Here is a 21,665-nt window from a genome sequence, read left to right on the forward strand (position 1 = left end):
AGCAAATAAAATGAGCATAACGAAGCAATGGCTTAGTCAATTACCTGTCAAAAATATCCAAGCATGTAAAACTATTCACGGAGTGGATACGAATAAAGCATATCAAATTAAGACGCCTGAAAAGACTTATTTCATGAAGGTTCAGTCTCATAGTGCAGCAACTTATTTTGATCATGAAATGCGGGGACTAAAAGAAATAGCAAGAGCGGGTGTTAATACGCTAGAGCCGCTTTTTCATGGGCAAATTGATGATGATGCGTATTTAATTTTGAATTGGCTTGATACAGATGTCGGTAGCCAAGCCGATTAGGTAGGCAGGTGGCAAAATTGCATCATCTTCATAATGATAAATTTGGTTTTGGCGATCAGTCGCAGAATCAAGTAATGATTAAAAATAATCAGTGGAACCAAAGCTGGGCGAATTTTTATATTAAGCAGCGGCTGGAACCGGAAGTGGCAAGTGCGCGCAAGTTTGGTTACTGGAATGATGCAAGAGAAGAGCACTATCAGCGGATGGTGGCGCAATTCTCTGATTATTATAGTAAGCACGAAGTGACGCCAAGTTTGTGTCACGGTGATTTGTGGTTTGGCAATGTCTTGTTTGCGCATGGGGCGCCATACTTGATTGATCCTGATGCGATATACGGCGATCGCGAGTTTGACCTAGCGATGACGACTGTGTTTGGTGGTTTTAGCAATCAGTTTTATCGTGCATATTATGAGGAATACCCGTTTGATGCCCAGCTTGCCCAGCGGCTAAATTGGTATCGCTTCTATTATTTATGTATGCATCTTTGCCTGTTTGGCGAAAGTTACGGCAACGCGGTTGATGATATTTTGAGTCATTTTTAAAAAATATTATAATGAAAGGGATAGATAAAAAGGAGAATAAAATGATCTTAATTTCGTGGAATATTGACTCACTGAATGCAGCTTTAACGGGGACTTCCGCACGAGCTGAAGAAACGCGGAAAGTTTTGACCAAAATTCATGACCAAAGTCCAGATGTGATTGCAATTCAAGAGACCAAATTGCGTGCAACTGGTCCTACTAAGAAGCATCAAGAAGTATTGGCAACGCAGTTTCCTGAATACGATTATGTGTGGCGGTCATCTGAAGAACCCGCACGCAAGGGTTATGCCGGCACAATGTATTTATACAAAAAGGAGTTAACCCCAAAGGCAACTTATCCAGAAATCGGTGCACCAGAACCGATGGATCGGGAAGGCAGAATTATTACACTGGAGTTTCCTGAATTTTTTGTGACGCAAGTTTATACGCCTAATTCTGGTAGTGGCTTGAAGCGGCTTGATGAGCGACAACTTTGGGATGAAAAGTACGTTGCTTATTTGCAAAAGTTGGATCAGGAAAAGCCAGTTTTGGCAAGTGGTGACTACAATGTTGCCCATACGGAGATTGACTTGAAGCATCCCGACAATAACCATCATTCTGCTGGTTTTACTGATGAAGAACGAGTTGATTTTACTAAGTTACTTGATGCTGGTTTTACCGATACCTTTAGAAAAGTTAACGGCAATATCGAAGGCGTCTATTCATGGTGGGCTCAACGTGTTCGAACAGCCAAGGCGAATAACTCTGGTTGGCGGATTGATTATTGGATTACAAGTAATCGCATCGCTGACAAGGTAGAGCGTTCAGAAATGCTCGATACGGGTGCGCGGGCTGACCACTGTCCAATTTTGTTAGAAATTAAATTATAAATCTTTCTTACTAATTAAATTTTTGCGTAATTTTTGAATATACAAGTCAAAAAGCATATACTTATGTAGACTTGTTAAAGTCAATTTTAAGTTTTAAGGGGGAATTTAACATGTCATGGATTAACATTGTACAAAATGCATTGGGTATGGCATCCGGTATTTTAGGTAATGTAAGTGACTTCTTTAACGTTTTCCGTTAATCTAAGTTACTGAAAACATCCAGCTTTTGTCGGCTGGATGTTTTTTTGTTGCCAAATTACGTCAAATTTAAAAGGTAGGTTTCAGCTTTTTTTGTGTAAAATTAACTTGAGGCGATATGAATGAACGAACCACTGCAAGATGCAATTTTGAATGGCTTATATGACACAACTTATCCGGGTCATGAACTACTTAGCCCAAAACTACTACAAAATACGAAAAATGATAAAATTTGGCTGACATTACGTCAGGAATTATTAACGTGTCGTAATTTTACTTGGGCTGTTGCTTTTATTACGCAGGACATGTTAGTGCCCTTTAAGGTTGTGATGGCTGACTTAGCAGTTAAAGGCGTTAAAGGAACAATCATCACCGGCGATTATCTAGCTTTTAATAATCCGCAAGTGTTCCATGAATTAATGAAAATTCCTAATTTAACAGTCAAGATTACTGCAAATAATGGCTTTCACGCCAAGGGTTACTTGTTTGATCATGACAACTGGCAGACGATAGTAATCGGCAGCGCTAATTTTACTAGGGCAGCTTTACTTAGCAATTACGAATGGGCGCTAAAAGTTAGTTCACGTGAAAATGCGGCGTTGGCGGTGCAGCTAGCATCCCAACTGCAGCAATTGCGAGAAACTAGTGTGCCGTTAACGGCAAAATGGTTGCAAGCATACGAAGCTAATTGGGTTAAACCAGAAAGTAAGTCATTGCCGCGAGTAAAGCAGGCCGCTTTAATTACACCTAATCAAATGCAAACGGCAGCGTTGAAAGAGTTAAAGGCCTTAGTTGATACTGGACAAAAGCGCGGCTTAGTTGTTTCTGCAACGGGAACCGGGAAGACTTATCTTGGTGCTTTTGCCGTGAAGGATTTTGCACCGCAAAAGTTTTTGTATGTTGTGCACCGCGAGCAAATTGCTAAAAAAGCCCTGAAAAGTTTTTACCAAGTAATCGGCGGTGAACGTAGTAATTATGGCTTATTGACTGGGCATAAGCATCAGCTTGATTGCCAGTATCTGTTTGCGACTGTCCAAACTCTGAGTCAGCCGGAGATGCTGGCAAGTTTAGAGCAAGATGAGTTTGATTATATTTTAATTGATGAAGCCCACCGGGCTGCTGCACCTAGTTATCAGCGTGTATTTGACCATTTCACGCCAAGATTTTGGCTAGGGATGACGGCAACACCGGAAAGAATGGACGATCAGGATGTCTATCAACTGTTTGACTATAATTTAGCCTATGAAATTCGTCTTCGGGATGCATTGGAAGAAAAAATGCTGGCACCTTTTCATTACGTTGGGGTTGAGGATTATGAAGTTGACGGTGAAAGCATTGATGAAACGACAAATCTGCGTCATTTGGTGGCACCGAAACGTGTTGATTATGTGTTAAAGCAAATTGATTATTATGGCTATTGCGGCAATCAGGCACGAGGCTTAGTTTTTTGCAGTCGGCAGGAAGAGGCGCGAGAATTGGCGCAACTGTTTACTGTTAAGGGACATGCAGCGATTGCCTTAACTAATGAAGATAGTGAAACTAGGCGTGCACAAGTAGTTAAGCAGCTTGAAACGGGGCAAATTGAATATATTGTAACTGTTGACCTATTTAACGAAGGCATCGATATTCCGTCGCTCAATCAGATTGTGATGCTGCGGAATACGCAGTCAAGTATTGTCTTTATCCAGCAGCTAGGACGAGGACTACGCAAGTTCCCTGGGAAAGATTATGTGACGGTGATTGATTTTATTGGAAATTATAAAAATAATTATTTGATTCCGATTGCGCTTAATCAGGATTCCAGTCGCAGTCAAGATAAGGCACGTGAAGAAAGTACATTGCCTGGGCTAATTGATGTATCAACGATTAACTTTAGTCGAATTGCTTCGGAAAAAATTTTAATGTCACTTGACCAAGTTAAACTTGATGGCCTAAAGGAATTGCGGCAGTCATATCAAGAGTTACAAGAAAAAATCGGTCGGCCGCCACTACTGTTTGACTTTTATCAATATGGCTCGACTTCGCCCGAGGTGTTTGCCAATAATCATAGTTTGCAGCACTATGGGCAGTTTTTAAGTAAAATGGGCGAGACAGTCGAACTTAATAAGTATGAAAATGCCGTATTATCGTTTGTGACTAAAGAATTGTTAAACGGCAAGCGGCCACATGAACTGCGCTTATTGCAGCAATTGCTTGCAAAAGGGCAGGTTAGCCAGGAAGAATACGAGCAGGCGTTACGGCGCGATCATGCCTATGTTGATGCGGAGGTTCTAACTTCAGTTGAAGCGATTTTGTCGCTGTCCTTTTTTGATATTAAGCAGGGAAAAACAACCAAAAAGGCGCAATATGGTGACCAAGCGCTAATTATGCGGCCAAATTTGTTGGCTTATTGCTTGGTCTCACAATTGCAGCAGGCATTAAAGGTGAATATGACGTTCAAAAAATTGTTTGTTGATGTGGTTAAGACAGGCTTGTTGCTTAACCAAGAATACGATAATCAAACGCAATTCACACTTTACCAGCAGTATGATCGCAAGGATGTCTGCCGCTTGCTTAACTGGCCCAAAGATGTGTCGGCACCAATGTATGGTTATCGCGTTGATGAACGGGAAACACCGATTTTTATTACTTACCAAAAAGATTCGGCTGAAAAGCGCAACGCGGTCTATCATAATACATTAGAAGATGGGCGAAGTTTGCGCTGGTATACGCGCTCGCCGCGGCACCTTGACTCGGATGAAGTTCAGCGTTTGCTTAATTCACCACAGATGAAGCTGCATCTATTTGTTAAGAAAAGTGATGCAATTGGTAAGCAGTTTTTTTACTTAGGTGAGGCTGATATTCAAAAAGAAACGGTGAAAGAAGAATTACTGGGACCAAAAAAGAAGGTGGCAGTGGGGATGAATTTGCTGTTGAAGCACCCGCTAGAAACCAGAATGTACGAGTTGTTATTTGCGGAATAAAAAAGCTCCCATTAATGGGAGCTTTTTTAGTTTGTTTAACTATCTTTAACTATCTTGAAACAAATGTATTTGGTTTGAGATGTTGTAAGATGGCGTAACCAACATCTTTTTCGTCATTTTCACTGTTATCAGTTTGGTTAAGAAACATGACAATTCCATTTTGATTATCAGTTGTTAGTTGTACCCAGGTACCAAAGTGGTTGCCACTAAGACTGCCATAGGCTAGCTTCAGCGCGTCATTATTTTTGAGGTACATGCCGCCAGAATAGGTACCCAATTTACTCTTTAGGTGAGTTAGGTAGTTGAAGTCGTCTTTACTAAGAATTGAGCCATCAGTTAAGCCGACTTGAATCTTATAATATTCTTCTGGCGTTGAGAACAAATTGCCAGCACCAGGAATCTGGGAAGCAAGCGACCGTTTAACATAAGTAGATTTTTGGTAGTTTTTACTGCCATTGGAATAATATGAAATTGGATCTGTCATGCCATTTGGAATATCTTGGTACAGGTAGGTGCTTTTAAGACCAAGCTTGTTAACAATCCGATTTTTGAAATTTGTTTCGTAAGACTGACCAGTTAACTGGCGGATAATACCAACCAGCAGGATATAGTTGCTATTGTTGTACTTGTAGGTTCCAACTGGAGCCGAGGTTGAATTATTAATATTGTTAACGACCCAATTAACAGCATTATTTTCGGAATAATTATAGCCGCGGTCTACTTCGGTGTTGCTGGCTGTAATTCCGGAAGTATGAGTCAGAAGGTTACCAATAGAAATTTGGTCGGCATTTTTTAGATTAGGGTACCAGCGAGAAATTTTGGTGTATTGCGAAAAAGCATTTTTGGTATGCAAATTTTCGTTGATTAATTGAATGATCATTGCGCCGGTAATTACCTTTTGCAAGGATGCAGTTGGATAAACAACGCTATTGTCGCCGTTGCCGATGCGCTTGCCGTACCAGGCATAGCCATAACTAATTGGTTGCGCCTGTCCGTTTTTAATCACGGCAACGCTGCCGCGCATGTTATGCTGACGTAATGTGTTTCTGACAAAAGTGTACATGTCATTTTGATTACTGGTAGTAGTTGCTGCATCAGTTTGGCTAGCACTTGCTGTTAGTGGGGCGGTAATGCCTAAGGTTAGAGCTGCCGCTAATGTAATGATTTTATGTTTCAAGATTTAAATTTGCTCCTCTCGAAGATATAACTGTATTATAAGACGATTATATTAATAAACGTATGCAAATTGATTAAAATTGTTTGACAATATTAATTACTAATAGAAGTCACAAGTAAATTAATTTTAAATATATGGAAGGAAAATAAAATGGCAGTTAAAACGATTATTCACGATACCCTGTTTTTAAAGCAAAAAGCGGAACATGCTATAAAAGAAGATTACCAAGTTGCAATTGACCTGCGCGATACACTAATTGCTAAGCGGGAGTCAGCCGCAGGACTTGCAGCTAATATGATTGGCATTAATAAAAAGATCATTGCTTTTTATATGGGAGATTTACCGATTGTATTGATTAATCCGCGGATAATTGCTAAAAGTGGGCGATATTCGGTCCAAGAGGGATGCCTTTCCTTATGTGGCTTAAGAAAAACTGTCCGCTACCAGACGATTATTGTTGAATATCAGAACTTAAACTTTAAGTTCCAGAAACAAAGTTTTTCAGGTTTTATTGCAGAAACGATTCAACATGAGGTGGATCATTGTGCTGGGATCCTGATTTAATGAAAAGTTTTTTCACTAAAAATCATTGATATATCAGGCTTTGTTATTATTTTTAAAAAAAGTAGGCAAAAAAGCTTGCAAAAGCAGGAACAAGTTGGTAATATTAATAACTGTCGTCGGGCAAGACAAGTCAAAGTTTGTCAGAGCGGGCGGCGAAATAAAACTAAACCAAAGTCTTGACAAGAAGAGCTAGGTTTAGTAAGATAATAAACGCTGCTGAGGGAAAGCAAAACTTCTTCAGTGGTGGGGCAGAAAAAAGTTCTTGACAAAAGAAAGAACATCTGCTAAAATTAAACAAGCGCGGTTGTAAAGCTATTTACAGCAGCGGGTAGTACCTTGAAAACTGAACAATGTTTTCGCAAAGTGTGCGGGTGTAAGAACCCAAAACAAAAAAGCGAAGTCAATTTCGCAAGCAAATAAATCCGAGATGCAAATCTTGGAACGAATGAGCAAACATTCAAACAAACATTAAAAATGAGAGTTTGATCCTGGCTCAGGACGAACGCTGGCGGCGTGCCTAATACATGCAAGTCGAGCGAGCAATTTTAATTGAATACTTTCGGGTAGGATGTTAAAAGCGCGAGCGGCGGATGGGTGAGTAACACGTGGGTAACCTGCCCTCTAGATTGGGATACCATTTGGAAACAGATGCTAATACCGAATAAGAAGTAAGATCACATGATCTAGCTATGAAAGGCGGCTTTTGAGCTGTCACTAGAGGATGGACCCGCGGTGCATTAGCTAGTTGGTAAGGTAACGGCTTACCAAGGCGATGATGCATAGCCGAGTTGAGAGACTGAACGGCCACATTGGGACTGAGACACGGCCCAAACTCCTACGGGAGGCAGCAGTAGGGAATCTTCCACAATGGACGCAAGTCTGATGGAGCAACGCCGCGTGAGTGAAGAAGGTTTTCGGATCGTAAAGCTCTGTTGTTGGTGAAGAAGGATAGTTAGAGTAACTGCTAATTATTTGACGGTAATCAACCAGAAAGTCACGGCTAACTACGTGCCAGCAGCCGCGGTAATACGTAGGTGGCAAGCGTTGTCCGGATTTATTGGGCGTAAAGCGAACGCAGGCGGGAAGACAAGTCAGATGTGAAAGCCCTCGGCTCAACCGGGGAATTGCATCTGAAACTGCCTTTCTTGAGTGCAGAAGAGGAGAGTGGAACTCCATGTGTAGCGGTGGAATGCGTAGATATATGGAAGAACACCAGTGGCGAAGGCGGCTCTCTGGTCTGTAACTGACGCTGAGGTTCGAAAGCATGGGTAGCGAACAGGATTAGATACCCTGGTAGTCCATGCCGTAAACGATGAGTGCTAAGTGTTGGGAGGTTTCCGCCTCTCAGTGCTGCAGCTAACGCATTAAGCACTCCGCCTGGGGAGTACGACCGCAAGGTTAAAACTCAAAGGAATTGACGGGGGCCCGCACAAGCGGTGGAGCATGTGGTTTAATTCGAAGCAACGCGAAGAACCTTACCAGGTCTTGACATCTAGTGCAATTCATAGAGATATGAAGTTCTCTTCGGAGACACTAAGACAGGTGGTGCATGGCTGTCGTCAGCTCGTGTCGTGAGATGTTGGGTTAAGTCCCGCAACGAGCGCAACCCTTATTATTAGTTGCCAGCATTAAGTTGGGCACTCTAATGAGACTGCCGGTGACAAACCGGAGGAAGGTGGGGACGACGTCAAGTCATCATGCCCCTTATGACCTGGGCTACACACGTGCTACAATGGTTAGTACAACGAGGAGCGAACCTGTGAAGGCAAGCGAATCTCTTAAAGCTAATCTCAGTTCGGATTGCACTCTGCAACTCGAGTGCATGAAGCTGGAATCGCTAGTAATCGCGGATCAGAACGCCGCGGTGAATACGTTCCCGGGCCTTGTACACACCGCCCGTCACACCATGAGAGTCTGTAATACCCAAAGCCGGTAGGATAACCCTTCGGGGAGTCAGCCGTCTAAGGTAGGACAGATGATTAGGGTGAAGTCGTAACAAGGTAGCCGTAGGAGAACCTGCGGCTGGATCACCTCCTTTCTAAGGAAGAGCGAATAGGTGGAGAGTAGGAATACTAAAGGAAGCCTAGGAGCAACGGAAGCACACGGAGCGAGAACATTGTTTAGTTTTGAGGGTAGTACCTCAAAAGAGTTAGTACATTGAAAACTGAATATAATCCAAGAAAAAACCGAGAGACAATCAAAGAGATAAGAAACAGATTGCAAGAGCGACCGAGAGAGTAGATCTTAAGAGTAAGGTCAAGTAAAGAAGGGCGCACGGTGAATGCCTAGGCACAAGAAGGCGAAGAAGGACGCGACGAACGGCGAAATGCTTCGGGGAGCAGTAAGTACGCAGAGATCCGGAGGTATCCGAATGGGGGAACCCAGTATGAGCAATCATATTACTAGCTGATGAATACATAGTCAGGTAGGGCAAGACGCAGTGAACTGAAACATCTAAGTAGCTGCAGGAAGAGAAAGAAAAATCGATTTCCCTAGTAGCGGCGAGCGAAGAGGAAAGAGCCCAAACCGGTTGATTTATCAATCGGGGTTGTAGGACTGCAAGAAGGTAGTGGCAGAGATAGCAGAATTATCTGGGAAGGTAAGCCAGAGAGGGTGAGAGCCCCGTAAGCGAAATTGAAGTCACGCCGAGCAGGATCCTGAGTAGGCCGGAACACGAGGAATTCCGGTTGAAGCAGCGAGGACCATCTCGCAAGGCTAAATACTAATTTGTGACCGATAGTGAACCAGTACCGTGAGGGAAAGGTGAAAAGAACCCCGGAAGGGGAGTGAAAGAGAACCTGAAACCGTGTGCTTACAAGTAGTCAGAGCCCATTAAAGGGTGATGGCGTGCCTTTTGTAGAATGAACCGGCGAGTTACGTTAACTAGCGAGGTTAAGTCAGAAAAGACGGAGCCGCAGCGAAAGCAAGTCTGAAGAGGGCGAGATAGTTAGTTGATGTAGACCCGAAACCAAGTGACCTACCCATGGCCAGGTTGAAGGTGCGGTAAAACGCACTGGAGGACCGAACCCACGTAAGTTAAAAATTGCGGGGATGAGCTGTGGGTAGCGGTGAAATTCCAAACGAACTTGGAGATAGCTGGTTCTCTCCGAAATAGCTTTAGGGCTAGCCTGGTGCGAGGATGATAATGGAGGTAGAGCTCTGTTTGGACGAAGGGCCCGTCAGGGGTTACTGAATTCAGATAAACTGCGAATTCCAGATATCAAAGCACTGGAGTCAGACTGCGAGTGATAAGATCCGTAGTCGAAAGGGAAACAGCCCAGATCACCAGTTAAGGTCCCAAAATCTATGCTAAGTGGAAAAGGATGTGGAGTTGCGTAGACAACTAGGATGTTGGCTCAGAAGCAGCCATCATTAAAAGAGTGCGTAATAGCTCACTAGTCGAGTGACGCTGCGCCGAAAATTTACCGGGGCTAAGCATAGTACCGAAACTGTGGATGTGTAGTAATACACGTGGTAGGAGAGCGTTCTAAGTGCGGTGAAGGCTAATCGAGAGGATAGTTGGAGCGCTTAGAAGTGAGAATGCCGGTATGAGTAGCGAAAGATAGGTGAGAATCCTATCCGCCGAAAGACTAAGGTTTCCTGGGGCAGGCTCGTCCGCCCAGGGTAAGTCGGGACCTAAGGTAAGGCCGAAAGGCGTAGCCGATGGACAACAGGTAGAGATTCCTGTACTGCGTTAAATCGTTAATAGCGAAGGAGGGACGCAGGAGGCAAGGAACGCATGGCGCTGGAAGCCATGTTCAAGCGATAAGTGAGAGAGTGAGTCAAATGCTTGCTTTCGATAATCACAAGTCGTGAAGAGGAGCGAAATAAAGTAGCGAAGGTTCTGTAGTCACACTGCCAAGAAAAGCTTCTAGTGAGAGATAACGTACCCGTACCGCAAACCGACACAGGTAGTCGAGTGGAGAACACTAAGGTGAGCGAGAGAACTCTCGTTAAGGAACTCGGCAAAATCGCCCCGTAACTTCGGAAGAAGGGGTGCTGGTGTAAGAGCCAGCCGCAGTGAATAGGCCCAAACAACTGTTTATCAAAAACACAGGTATCTGCAAAGTCGTAAGACGACGTATAGGTGCTGACACCTGCCCGGTGCTGGAAGGTTAAGGAGAGAGCTTAGTCGAAAGACGAAGGTTCGAACTGAAGCCCCAGTAAACGGCGGCCGTAACTATAACGGTCCTAAGGTAGCGAAATTCCTTGTCGGGTAAGTTCCGACCTGCACGAAAGGTGTAATGATTTGGGCACTGTCTCAACGAGAGACTCGGTGAAATTATAATACCCGTGAAGATGCGGGTTACCCGCGACAGGACGGAAAGACCCCATGGAGCTTTACTGCAATTTGATATTGGGTAGCTGTTAAACATGTACAGGATAGGTAGGAGCCAGAGAAGATAGGACGCTAGTCTTATTGGAGGCAATGTTGGGATACTACCCTTGTTTGATGGCTACTCTAACTAGTATCTCTAAGCGAGATATAGGACAGTGTCAGATGGGCAGTTTGACTGGGGCGGTCGCCTCCTAAAGAGTAACGGAGGCGCCCAAAGGTTCCCTCAGAATGGTTGGAAATCATTCACAGAGTGTAAAGGTATAAGGGAGCTTGACTGCGAGAGAGACAACTCGAGCAGGGACGAAAGTCGGGCTTAGTGATCTGGTGGTACCGCATGGAAGGGCCATCACTCAACGGATAAAAGCTACCCTGGGGATAACAGGCTTATCTCCCCCAAGAGTTCACATCGACGGGGAGGTTTGGCACCTCGATGTCGGCTCGTCGCATCCTGGGGCTGAAGTTGGTCCCAAGGGTTGGGCTGTTCGCCCATTAAAGCGGCACGCGAGCTGGGTTCAGAACGTCGTGAGACAGTTCGGTCCCTATCCGTCGTGGGCGTTGGAAATTTGAGAGGAGCTGTCCTTAGTACGAGAGGACCGGGATGGACATACCGCTGGTGTACCAGTTGTCTTGCCAAAGGCATAGCTGGGTAGCTAAGTATGGCAGGGATAAGCGCTGAAAGCATCTAAGTGCGAAGCCCCCCTCAAGATGAGATTTCCCATACGAAAGTAGTAAGACACCTCTAAGACTAAGAGGTAGATAGGCTAGGAGTGGAAGAGTCGTGAGACTTGGAGCGGACTAGTACTAATCAGTCGAGGACTTGACCAGAGCTTGAGCAGTCTGGGATTGCGGAACAGTTTTTTCAAGAGATTATATTTAGTTTTGAGTGTAAGAACTCAAAAGAAAAAGTACGGTGGCAATAGCAAGAAGGAAACACCTGTAACCATGTCGAACACAGCAGTTAAGCTTCTTCACGCCGAGAGTAGTTGGTGGGAGACTGCCTGCGAGGGTAGGACGCTGCCGTGCTTTTTTTAATATTCCGGCTTAGCTCAGTTGGTAGAGCGCTTGACTGTTAATCAAGATGTCGTCAGTTCGAGTCTGACAGCCGGAGCAAAGTGAGAGAAAGAGGACCTGAGGTCCTCTTTTTTGTTTGTTATTTTTATCTAATAATTGGTTGAATCCGTAATTCTTGAAACTTAGTAATTAAATTATTTAGACTAGGACTTAGAACCTGGCCATGTTTTACAGCAATGAAATACTTTATTTCAATCAATTGAGGATCTAGTGGTAAAAGATTAATCGGAGTTTGCGCCATTCGTTTAATAATACTGGCAGCCGAAATTGTTAGCCCGATACCCTTGATTGCCAAATTAGTAGCAGTGATAATGCTGTTACTTTCTAAAATAATGTTGGGTTTAATGTGAAACTTCTGAAAAGCACCGTCAACTTGATGTCTGATTGCAGAATTTGTTGAGCTGACTACAAAGGGTTCTTTGAGCAGATCAATAATTTGATATTCTGTTGGACTTAAAATAAATTTACCTTTTTTGAAATAAGGCGAAGAAGGTGGAATGATGACAAAATACTTTTCACTACCGTTGACATAAAAGTCTAGTTCATGATTGAGTGATTCAGGTGTTTGTCCAATGTAGCAGTCAATTTGCTCATGTAATAATTGGGCCTCATTTTTTCTAGGAAATGATTCAAACAGTTGTACTTTGACATTAGTATTGTCAGTTAGAAAGCTTGGCAGTAATTCAGGCAGTAAAAATGTTCCCAAGCTTTCTAAAATACCAATGCGAATAATTTCTTTATCTGGATGGATGTATGGTGTTAACTTTTGAGCTAAGTTTTGCTTGTTCTGGATTGTTGTTTCTAAGTATTTATAGTAAATTAGCCCTGCTTCAGTCAGAGTAAAGGGAATATTATTGCGGTTAATAATGGGAGTACCCAGCTGCTGTTCAATTCGTTTAATTAACTGCGTTAGATAGGGCTGGGAAATATATAATTCATGTGCGGCTCGAGTAAAATTACTTTCTTTGAGCAAAGCATCAAGATAGTGTAATAAAATTTCTGGATTTTTCATCAAATTCCTCCAATAACAAAAGTGTTATGATTTGCTTGTCATAAAAGTATTTTACGAGTTCGCCAAATATTAGTAAACTTTATTTATTAAATGTTGCAGAAGGGAAGCAAAAACAATGAAACTAGGTACATATAATGTAAAAGCAAAAGGTCACGGCGCTAGCTTCATGCCAATGAAAGTGACCCTTTCTGAAGACAAGATAACTGATATTACAATTGATTCCAGTGGCGAAACTAAGGGTGTCGCTGACAAAGTTTTCGAGCGTTTACCAAAGCAAGTCATTGATAATCAAACTTTAAATGTTGATGCTGTCAGTGGTGCAACGATTTCAAGTAACGGTGTAGTTGATGGAATTGCTGAAGCAATTACCAAAGCCGGTGGTGATGCTCAAGAATGGCAAAACCGCGCTAAGCCAAGCGTTGATGACAGTGAAGATGCTGAATATACAACTGACGTTGTCGTAATTGGTGCTGGTGGTGCTGGACTTGCCGCAGCTACAAAAACAATTCAAAATGGTAAAAGGGTTATTGTTTTGGAAAAGTATCCGCAAATTGGTGGTAACACAACTCGTGCTGGTGGCCCATTAAACGCCGCAGAACCTGACTGGCAAAAGCAATTTAAGGCGCTTTCGGGTGAAAAAGAAAGCTTGATTAAGTTAGCAGAAACTCCAATTGATGAGATTGATCCCGAGTTCCAAGCAGATTTTGAAAAACTGCAGAAGCAAATTAAGGCTTATGTAGAATCTGGTGCCGACTACCTCTTTGACTCAGTCTTATTACATGAAATTCAAACTTATTTGGGTGGTAAGCGGACAGATTTAAATGGTAATGAAATCCACGGAAATTATGCTTTAATAACCAAATTAGTTAATAATGTTTTGGATTCTGTTAAGTGGCTAACGAATTTGGGTGTTAAATTCGATCGTAGTGATGTTACAATGCCAGTTGGTGCGTTATGGCGCAGAGGTCATAAGCCAGTTGAACCAATGGGCTATGCCTTTATTCACGTCTTAGGTGACTGGACTAAGGCTCATGGTGCAACAATTTTAACCGAAACAAGAGCCAAGCATTTGATCATTACTGACGGCCAAGTTACAGGTGTAATTGCTGAAACCGGCAGCGGCAACAAGGTGACAATTCATGCGCAAAAAGTGATTTTAACTTCCGGTGGTTTTGGCGCTAACACACCAATGGTGCAAAAGTATAACACATACTGGAAACATATTGATGATGATATTGCAACAACTAACTCACCAGCAATTACTGGTGACGGAATTGCACTTGGTCAGGAAGCAGGTGCTAAGCTAGTTGGCATGGGCTTTATCCAATTAATGCCAGTTTCTGATCCAAAAACTGGTGAATTGTTTACCGGTTTGCAAACACCGCCAGAGAACTTTATCATGGTTAACCAAAAGGGTGAACGTTTTGTTAATGAATTTGCGGAACGTGATACCTTGGCTCAAGCTGCGATTGCCAATGGTGGTCTGTTCTATCTGATTGCTGATGAAAAGATTAAGGCAACGGCTTACAACACAACTCAAGAATCAATTGATGCGCAAGTTGCGGCTGGCACGTTGCTTAAGGCCGATACACTTGAAGAATTAGCTGAAAAAGCAGGCATGGATCCAGCCGTTTTAGTATCAACGATTAAGAAATATAATTCTTATGTTGACGCTGGTAAAGATCCTGAATTTGGTAAGAGTGCTTTCCACTTGAAGTGTGAAGTTGCACCATTTTACGCAACACCGCGTAAGCCGGCAATTCACCATACTATGGGTGGGGTTAAGATTAATCCTAAGGCGCAAGTGCTTGATGAAAATGACCACGTAATTAACGGTCTGTATGCTGCCGGTGAAGTAGCTGGTGGCTTACATGCAGGTAACCGCTTAGGTGGTAACTCCTTGGCTGATATCTTTACTTTTGGTCGCATTGCTGCCGACACTGCTTGCAGTGAACTAAAAGAAACTGATACAGCAACTGGTGCATCAGCACATTAATAATTAGTAAAAAAAACAATAGCTAACCTTTTTTGGTTAACTATTATTTTTTTGTTTATAAATAGCCGCGCTCTAGTCCGACAAAAATCGTCACAATTAGTAAATCAGCGCAGCCGCCTAGACTGTAATTGTGTTCTAAACATTCCTGATTAAGCTGCCTTAATTTTTGTTTGCCAGCAGTAGTCGCATAGCCGCCCAAGGCTAAATATGTAGTTGCTTCTTCGTGCAGCCAATCGATTACTTGGACATTGCCAGCACGCTTAATTAGATTGCTATCGACAGCTCTTGTGGCAATTTTCATTAGTGTATCTAGTAATCTTGCTTGAATGGTGCCAGTACTGTTTTTTAGAAAAGGCAGGGCGATTTCTTCAATAATTGGGTAGCCCTGTTCGGCTTCTGCCCGAGCACCACCATAGCCGTACTCGGCATATTCTTTCTCGCCGGCAGTTTGCGGTGAACAGATGTGGCCTAAATCGTGTTCGACTAGGCCGTGGCACATTGCTTGAATAGTAGTAAAGAGTTCTGTGTGGCGAGTGTGACAGTAGCTTTCAGCGCAAGTAAAAACCCCTAAAGCAAAGATTGCTCCTTTGTGTGTGTTAACTCCATGAGTCGCTGCAAACATTGCCTTTTCAGCGGCAAGGCCTTTGCGGCGCAATGCGAAAAACATCTGCGTTAAGTCAGAACCTGTAAAAGTTTGACCAATTTTAACTGCGTCACTAAAGTATTGCGTCAGGCTAAGACTGCTGTCAATAAAAGTATAAATGTTCATATCAGAGTGTGGGCCGGGACTGCCGGGATCAACCAGACCAGGTTTAGGTTCTGTTATAACCTCATATAATAGCGCCCGCAGCGCATTTTGCGTAATTGAATTTATCATAGATTATTATCTTACTTATTAAATTATGTTCTAAAATCCGGCTATCTGTAGTATCATAGTCTTTTATGCTATTTATAATTTTTTATAAATTATAAGGTAATTTGAGAATAACATAATTCAAAAAGCGTCTCAAGTTGATAGAGATCATTAAAAATGTCGCAAAACTTAACGAAGTGAATTTACTCGTTGAGAAATATTGATGTCAGTTTAGAAGGAGAAAGAAATGGTTTTAACGTGGTGGTCGGCGCTGCTGGGATTGATATTAGCAATTATTTTAATATTAAAAAAATTAAATCCTGTTTATTCGCTAATTTTGGGGGCAATTCTGGCTTGTTTGATAGGCGGGGCTAGTTTAACACAGACGATTAATATTCTAGTTGCTGGCGGTCAAAGCGTTATGGGAACGATATTACGGGTCCTAGCTGCAGGGATGCTGGCTGGTGTCATGATGGAATCTGGCGCGGCCAATATCATTGCCAAAACAATTGTAAATAAGCTTGGTGACAAGTTAGCGATTTTTGCATTAGCACTTGCTACAATGGTGATTACGGCTGTCGGGGTTTTTATTCCGGTAGCTGTTTTGATAGTTGCTCCAATTGCTTTAGAGGTTGGGCAAAGAATGCATATCTCTAAATTAGCGCTGCTTGTTGCGTTATCTGGTGGAGGTAAGGCGGGAAATATTATTTCGCCTAATCCCAATATAATTGCGGCAGCCAAAGGCTTTAAGGTGACATTAAGTCAGTTGATGATTGCCGATTTTATTCCTGCACTTGTTGCGCTTCTAGTGACGGTAATTGTTGCCAGTTTAATTAAAGGCAAGGGGTCAGCTGTTACTAATCAAGATTTGGCAGGTTTAGCTGCTGAGGATAACGCTGAATCTCTACCATCTCTAGCTTCAGCGCTAGTTACCCCAATTTTGGCTATTTTGTTATTATTAATTAATCCAATCGGGTCAATTTTCAATTTGACCTTGTTAACTAAAATAAATCTGGATGCAATGTATGTTTTGCCAATTGCCAGTATCGTCGGTGCACTTGCCATGAAGCAGGGTAAAAAGTTACGCGATTATGCGCAAGCTGGAATTGGCCGAATGACCGATGTTGTGTTAATTTTAATTGGGGCGGGCGCAATTGGTGCAACGATAACTAATTCAACCTTGCCCAAGTTAATCATTATGTTAATTAAGTCTTCTGGAATTTCAGGTGTCTTTTTAGCTCCAATTTCGGGTATTTTGATGGCAGCTGCGTCGGCTTCGACATCTACTGGTGTCATTTTGGCTACCGGCTCATTTACCAAGGCAATTTTGGGCTTTGGCATTTCGCCTTTGGCTGGTGCTGCAATGGTACATACTGGTGCGATTGTCATCGACCATTTGCCACAAGGTAATTATTTCCATGTAACGGCTAATGCAATGAACATGGATATTAAGGAGCGCTCAAAGGCAATTGGATATGAGACGATTGTCGGCTTAAGTGCAACGATTGTTGCGACTGTTCTGTATGGCTTTATTCACTTAATGTAGTTTTCAGAAAGGAATCTGATTGTGAAAATTGTAATTGCACCAGACTCATTTAAAGGGAGTTTAACGGCTAAAGAAGCGGCTCTTGCAATTAAGCAGGGGATGCAGCCGATTTTACCGCAAGCTGAATATGCGGTTGTACCAATGGCTGATGGCGGCGAAGGCACAGTTAGTGCTCTGACAGCTGCGACTAATGGCAAGTTCATTCAAGAAGAAGTTACGGGACCGTTAGGACACAAGGTAACGGCTACTTACGGTATTTTAGGTACATCTAACACCGCTGTAATTGAAATGGCGGCGGCTAGTGGGATGCAATATGTGACGCAGCAAACGCATAATCCCCTGATTGCAACAACTTATGGCACGGGGGAGTTAATTACTAGTGCTCTTAATCATGGAGTTAGCCAGATTATTCTTGGCATTGGCGGCTCGGCAACTAATGATGGTGGTGCGGGGATGGCCCAAGCACTTGGCTACCAATTACTTGATGATAAGGGGCATGAACTTGCTTTTGGTGGTGGTGAGCTTGCCAAGTTAGCTAAGATTGAGACTAGTAATGTTGATCCCAGACTCAAACAGGTGAAAATTTTGATTGCTTCTGATGTGACTAATCCGTTGGTCGGACCAGATGGTGCCAGTTATATTTTTGGTCCACAAAAGGGCGCAACTGCAGAGATGGTGGTTAAGTTAGACCACAATCTTGCTCACTATGCCGACGTAATTCGCCAGGAATTGAAAGTTGACGTTAAGAACCTAGCTGGTGCTGGTGCAGCTGGTGGATTAGGTGCTGGCCTGATTGCTTTTACCAATTCAACAATGGCTAAGGGCAGCGACATCGTTATTCGCTTTAGCGGATTAAAAGAAAAGCTGCAACAGGCAGATATCGTAATTACTGGTGAAGGTGGAATTGACTACCAAACGCAGTTTGGTAAAACGCCGTATGGTGTTGCGCTTGCTGCTAAAGAGGTTGCTCCTGATGCACTTGTGCTGGCACTTGCCGGTAATATTGGTCAAGATGTTAGTGCATTATATGAAAAGGGCGTAATTGATGCAATTTTTGCTACTCCAGTTGGTGCTGAAGCATTGCCTGAAGCAATAGCCAATGCTGCACACGATGTGGCTGTGACAGCCGAGAATGTAGCACGTTTAATTAAAAATTTAAGTAAATAAAAAGCAGGTGTCCTTTGGGACATCTGCTTTTTTTGGATGAGGTAATTAGTCTTCGTAAGTACCAACTTGGTTTAACTTAGCCAAAACGCTCTTGCCGTGAGGTGATTGTGCAATCCCTTCGTCTAAAGCTTGACCAGCTGAAAAGCCGTGGTGTTCACCGTTAGTCCAGTGTGAATTACCGGATACATCGTAAACCTTACCGTCAATAGCAACGTAAGCTGGGTTGCCGTTTTTACCATCGTATTTTGCCAAAGATTCTTTTGTGAACTTCTCCATTGAAGAACACTCCTTCCATATCTATAAGTACAATATTTATATTTATAACTACTATTAGAATAATCCCCTAAAATAAATAAGTCTATTTATATGCTTGCATATTTTTATTTGGCAAGCCAACCAGCAATGTCCCACGGAGTAAAAGTGTAATCAAGCTTACATTGATAAGCAGTTTCATAAGCAGTAACTTTTTGCTGATAATCTTGCTTTAACATTCGTCTAGAGTCAATATTAGCTTCGACACTGGTGTCAGGATAAATTGTTGGTAAAACATGGACAACATATTTTGTTTGTTGGAAGTGTGGGTGATCTTTTTCTAATTTAGGTAAAGTTTGAATCTCAATAAAGGTTGAAATAATAGGTACATTTTGCTTAGCTGCAAAGTAGTAGGCACCGCGTTGTAATTGGCGCGGTTTACGGTAATTCCACCACATTTCTTGCTCTGGATAAATAAGTACCCAATTATTTTGTGTAAGTACATCATTGAGGTGTTGGGGAAAATTATTACTGATATAACTGGTGCTTTTGACTAGAGGGATAGTGCCTACGTAATTCATCAAGTAGCTTAAAATCCCAGGTAATTTTAAATTTGTATCCTCAATAGCAATTGTTAATTGGTGCTGGGCCTTATTAGCCAGACGTTTGATTGGCAGCGAGTCAATCTGATTAAAGTGATTAGTTGTGATGATTGCCCCACCACGCGGCAGACCAGATAGATTGTCAAGTCCTGTCAAGATTGTAGAGGCTGTCAATGCATATGTTAAAGCATCGAATAAGGTATGACCAATTTTATTGTTTAACTTTCCTATAAAGGTTTGTTGTTTTTGCCAAAAATCATTAACTAAACTTGTCCGCTCTTGCAGTGACAAAATAGGATCACCAACTTCAACTTTGGCATTAAAATCACCAATTTCAGTGGCATGTTTGATATTAGCAATTACGCGTTCACGATTATCTCCAATAATCATAAAGTAATCGGTCCTTGCTTCTTTACTTGTGCCCAATTCAATGGGTCGTTGATAGTTTTGTCTTCTTTAGAAAGCATGAAGTCAAGCTTATTTTTATCTTGTTCACGTTGCTCATCAGTATAATGCTCGAATTCTGTCTTAAGTTCAGCATAAAATTTGGTTGATCGAGCATTATCCCAGAAGTATTGCGCATATTGGACATTAGCAAAATGCCATGGCTTGAAAAAGAGGTTATAGTGAATAATACTTGGGTTAGCTAATGGTTCCGTATTTTCGTTGGGCGTTGCATCCCATTTGGGATCGAGATAAAAGATACGTCCAGCACAGATTTCGTTGAGATAATCCTGGTCGGGTGCAATACAGTCAAAATGATATTTTGTTATTAGATTATTAAATTGGCGCACGAAGTGTTCCTTGCGAAAGGCTTGACAATTAAGTAATAAAACACCTGAATTAATATATTCTTGAGGCTTAAGTGCCAAGACATCTCTGATATAAGTAATCATCTTCGGAACATACTGAATAGATGAGTCTACGCAAGCCGCAAACAAATTGTTGCCAAGATTAGTCGAATACAATTTAGCAACATCATCATTAATAATTGTATCTGCGTCAAGATAAATTGCCTTGTCGTATTGGGGAAATAGATCCGGAATGTATAAACGATAAAAAATTGACATGGTAAAAAAATCAGCCTTAAGATAATTTTCAGGACGGTTTTCAATGGGGGCAATAACGTGGTCATCAATGTTGTAAAACTTAATATGCACGTTATCGGTACCGATAACGTGCAAGTCTTGCTTATGTTTAGCGGTTAAATCTTGATTTAAAAAATAAACGGTATAATCATTAGTTACACTAGCGTGTTTGACTAGTGAGTTAAGTGAAACTGCTGCATATTTAGTGTAGTCGTCGCTGATAGAATAAAAAACAGGAATGGTCATAAATTTCTCTCCAATAAAACTATAATTTATATTAAGTTGTCCTTTAACTTTAGGTAATAATCCAGAATATCATCGTATTCGTGCAATTTTAATATTCGATGTACACGTTCAACCTCCCAAGGTTTAACCGTTTGGGTATGAAATACTGGTAAGAAACGAAAGCTGGTTGTGAAATGCTGGATGACTGTGTCAGATTTTAATTTGTATTGCTCATTGTATCGTCGTGGTGCAATTCTTTTGAATTGAGCAAAGTGATTAAGGGTAGATTGATCAGGCATAAAAACATTTTTAGTTTGTAATAAGTGCCGTATACGGGCAAAGAGTCGAGTTTGTTTGATTAGTGATAGGTTTAGTAATAAAACACCAGAATTAATATAATCAAAAAATTTGTGTTCATGCAAATTATGAAAGAAAAACCGCCCCCAATAATCTAGAGTACCAACGAACTCAATATTAGTTAGGTCCTGCTGATAAAAGTGCTGTAAGCTGCGGCGAACGATTACATCATCATCTAAGTACAAAATTTTGTCTGGAAGTTGTGGAATTTCATCAGCAAATAAGCGTAACATTGCATAAGGGGTAAAATGTGTACCCATATTGGCAAGTGGTGGTTCTTTAACGAACAGACCAGTACAGTCGATTAATTTTAGGGTGTTATTAGGATTTTGCTTGGTTAATAGTGACAAAAGGTAATCAGCGGCATGTTTTGAAAAAGGATGAAATTTTTTCTTATAACTTTGCGTGTACATTGTCAGAATATAAATATGTAGCTCTTCAGCTTTAGCATTTTTTAGTAAAGATAAAGTGGCAATTAAGATTCCATCTTCAGCATGATGGTCACCACAAAAAAGAATGTTCATTGAAACAACT

At 41.9% G+C, this 21,665-nt stretch carries 13 protein-coding genes, 1 tRNA gene, 3 rRNA genes and 1 pseudogene; 11 read left to right on the forward strand and 7 right to left on the reverse strand.

The features are described 5' to 3' along the window. Positions 1-10 precede the first annotated feature (10 nt). From OZX76_RS00195 to OZX76_RS00205, 3 genes and pseudogenes are all read left to right on the forward strand, one after another. Positions 11-852 (forward strand): annotated as a pseudogene (locus OZX76_RS00195) (fructosamine kinase family protein). A 41-nt stretch (positions 853-893) separates the two neighbouring features. Then, positions 894-1,721 (forward strand): exodeoxyribonuclease III, encoded by an 828-nt coding sequence (locus tag OZX76_RS00200; protein WP_277179918.1) that lies wholly within the window; start codon positions 894-896, stop codon positions 1,719-1,721. Between the two features lie 320 nt (positions 1,722-2,041). Further along, complete coding sequence (locus tag OZX76_RS00205) at positions 2,042-4,882, forward strand: DEAD/DEAH box helicase (RefSeq protein ID WP_277179920.1); 2,841 nt, start codon at positions 2,042-2,044, stop codon at positions 4,880-4,882. A 49-nt stretch (positions 4,883-4,931) separates the two neighbouring features. On the opposite strand, the gene OZX76_RS00210 is transcribed toward OZX76_RS00205, so the two are convergent. Next, a complete protein-coding gene (locus OZX76_RS00210; RefSeq protein ID WP_348635196.1) occupies positions 4,932-5,945 on the reverse strand; it encodes a serine hydrolase domain-containing protein in 1,014 nt (337 codons plus the stop codon). A 264-nt stretch (positions 5,946-6,209) separates the two neighbouring features. Here OZX76_RS00210 and OZX76_RS00215 point away from each other — a divergent pair, with 264 nt between their 5' ends. The 5 genes from OZX76_RS00215 to OZX76_RS00235 all read left to right on the forward strand — a co-directional run bounded on the left by OZX76_RS00215 (position 6,210) and on the right by OZX76_RS00235 (position 12,070). After that, entirely contained in the window at positions 6,210-6,623 is a 414-nt protein-coding gene (locus tag OZX76_RS00215) for a peptide deformylase (protein ID WP_277179924.1), read from the forward strand. A gap of 470 nt (positions 6,624-7,093) precedes the next feature. Further along, positions 7,094-8,661, forward strand: a 16S ribosomal RNA gene (locus OZX76_RS00220). A gap of 216 nt (positions 8,662-8,877) precedes the next feature. Continuing rightward, a 23S ribosomal RNA gene (locus OZX76_RS00225) occupies positions 8,878-11,787 on the forward strand. Positions 11,788-11,868: 81 nt separating this feature from the next. Further along, positions 11,869-11,985 (forward strand): 5S ribosomal RNA (gene rrf / locus OZX76_RS00230). Together the 16S, 23S and 5S rRNA genes with 1 tRNA gene alongside form the textbook arrangement of a ribosomal RNA operon. A gap of 12 nt (positions 11,986-11,997) precedes the next feature. Continuing rightward, positions 11,998-12,070: transfer RNA gene (locus OZX76_RS00235), tRNA-Asn, on the forward strand. Positions 12,071-12,118: 48 nt separating this feature from the next. Here OZX76_RS00235 and OZX76_RS00240 read toward each other — a convergent pair. Next, positions 12,119-13,045: a LysR family transcriptional regulator gene (locus tag OZX76_RS00240; protein ID WP_277179926.1), complete on the reverse strand. Its 927-nt coding sequence runs from the start codon at positions 13,043-13,045 to the stop codon at positions 12,119-12,121. Between the two features lie 115 nt (positions 13,046-13,160). On the opposite strand from OZX76_RS00240, the gene OZX76_RS00245 reads away from it, so the two are divergent. Further along, positions 13,161-15,041 carry a flavocytochrome c gene (locus tag OZX76_RS00245; RefSeq protein ID WP_277179928.1) on the forward strand — a complete coding sequence of 627 codons (1,881 nt, stop codon included), beginning with the start codon at positions 13,161-13,163 and terminating at the stop codon, positions 15,039-15,041. Positions 15,042-15,096: 55 nt separating this feature from the next. Here the strand turns inward: OZX76_RS00245 and citG are convergent, their stop codons facing one another. Further along, on the reverse strand, positions 15,097-15,918 hold the full coding sequence (citG, locus tag OZX76_RS00250) for a triphosphoribosyl-dephospho-CoA synthase CitG (protein ID WP_277179930.1): 822 nt from the start codon (positions 15,916-15,918) through the stop codon (positions 15,097-15,099). Positions 15,919-16,141: 223 nt separating this feature from the next. On the opposite strand from citG, the gene OZX76_RS00255 reads away from it, so the two are divergent. Next, positions 16,142-17,440, forward strand: coding sequence for an SLC13 family permease (locus OZX76_RS00255; RefSeq protein WP_277179932.1), 1,299 nt, complete (start codon positions 16,142-16,144; stop codon positions 17,438-17,440). 21 nt (positions 17,441-17,461) lie between these two features. Further along, a complete protein-coding gene (locus OZX76_RS00260) occupies positions 17,462-18,607 on the forward strand; it encodes a glycerate kinase (protein WP_277179935.1) in 1,146 nt (381 codons plus the stop codon). Between the two features lie 45 nt (positions 18,608-18,652). On the opposite strand, the gene OZX76_RS00265 is transcribed toward OZX76_RS00260, so the two are convergent. The 4 genes from OZX76_RS00265 to OZX76_RS00280 all read right to left on the reverse strand — a co-directional run bounded on the left by OZX76_RS00265 (position 18,653) and on the right by OZX76_RS00280 (position 21,655). After that, the gene (locus OZX76_RS00265) at positions 18,653-18,883 is read right to left on the reverse strand and encodes a cytochrome b5 domain-containing protein (RefSeq protein ID WP_277179937.1); all 231 of its coding nucleotides are present in this window, start codon (positions 18,881-18,883) and stop codon (positions 18,653-18,655) included. 104 nt (positions 18,884-18,987) lie between these two features. Next, the gene (locus OZX76_RS00270; protein WP_277179939.1) at positions 18,988-19,851 is read right to left on the reverse strand and encodes a 1-acyl-sn-glycerol-3-phosphate acyltransferase; all 864 of its coding nucleotides are present in this window, start codon (positions 19,849-19,851) and stop codon (positions 18,988-18,990) included. After that, a complete protein-coding gene (locus tag OZX76_RS00275) occupies positions 19,848-20,795 on the reverse strand; it encodes a glycosyltransferase family 8 protein (protein ID WP_277179941.1) in 948 nt (315 codons plus the stop codon). The genes OZX76_RS00270 and OZX76_RS00275 overlap by 4 nt, the downstream gene beginning before the upstream one ends. A 26-nt stretch (positions 20,796-20,821) precedes the next feature. Continuing rightward, positions 20,822-21,655 carry a glycosyltransferase gene (locus OZX76_RS00280; RefSeq protein WP_277179943.1) on the reverse strand — a complete coding sequence of 278 codons (834 nt, stop codon included), beginning with the start codon at positions 21,653-21,655 and terminating at the stop codon, positions 20,822-20,824. Positions 21,656-21,665: the final 10 nt, after the last annotated feature.

The organism is Lactobacillus sp. ESL0677 (assembly GCF_029392875.1).
Classification (GTDB): Bacteria; Bacillota; Bacilli; order Lactobacillales; family Lactobacillaceae; genus Lactobacillus.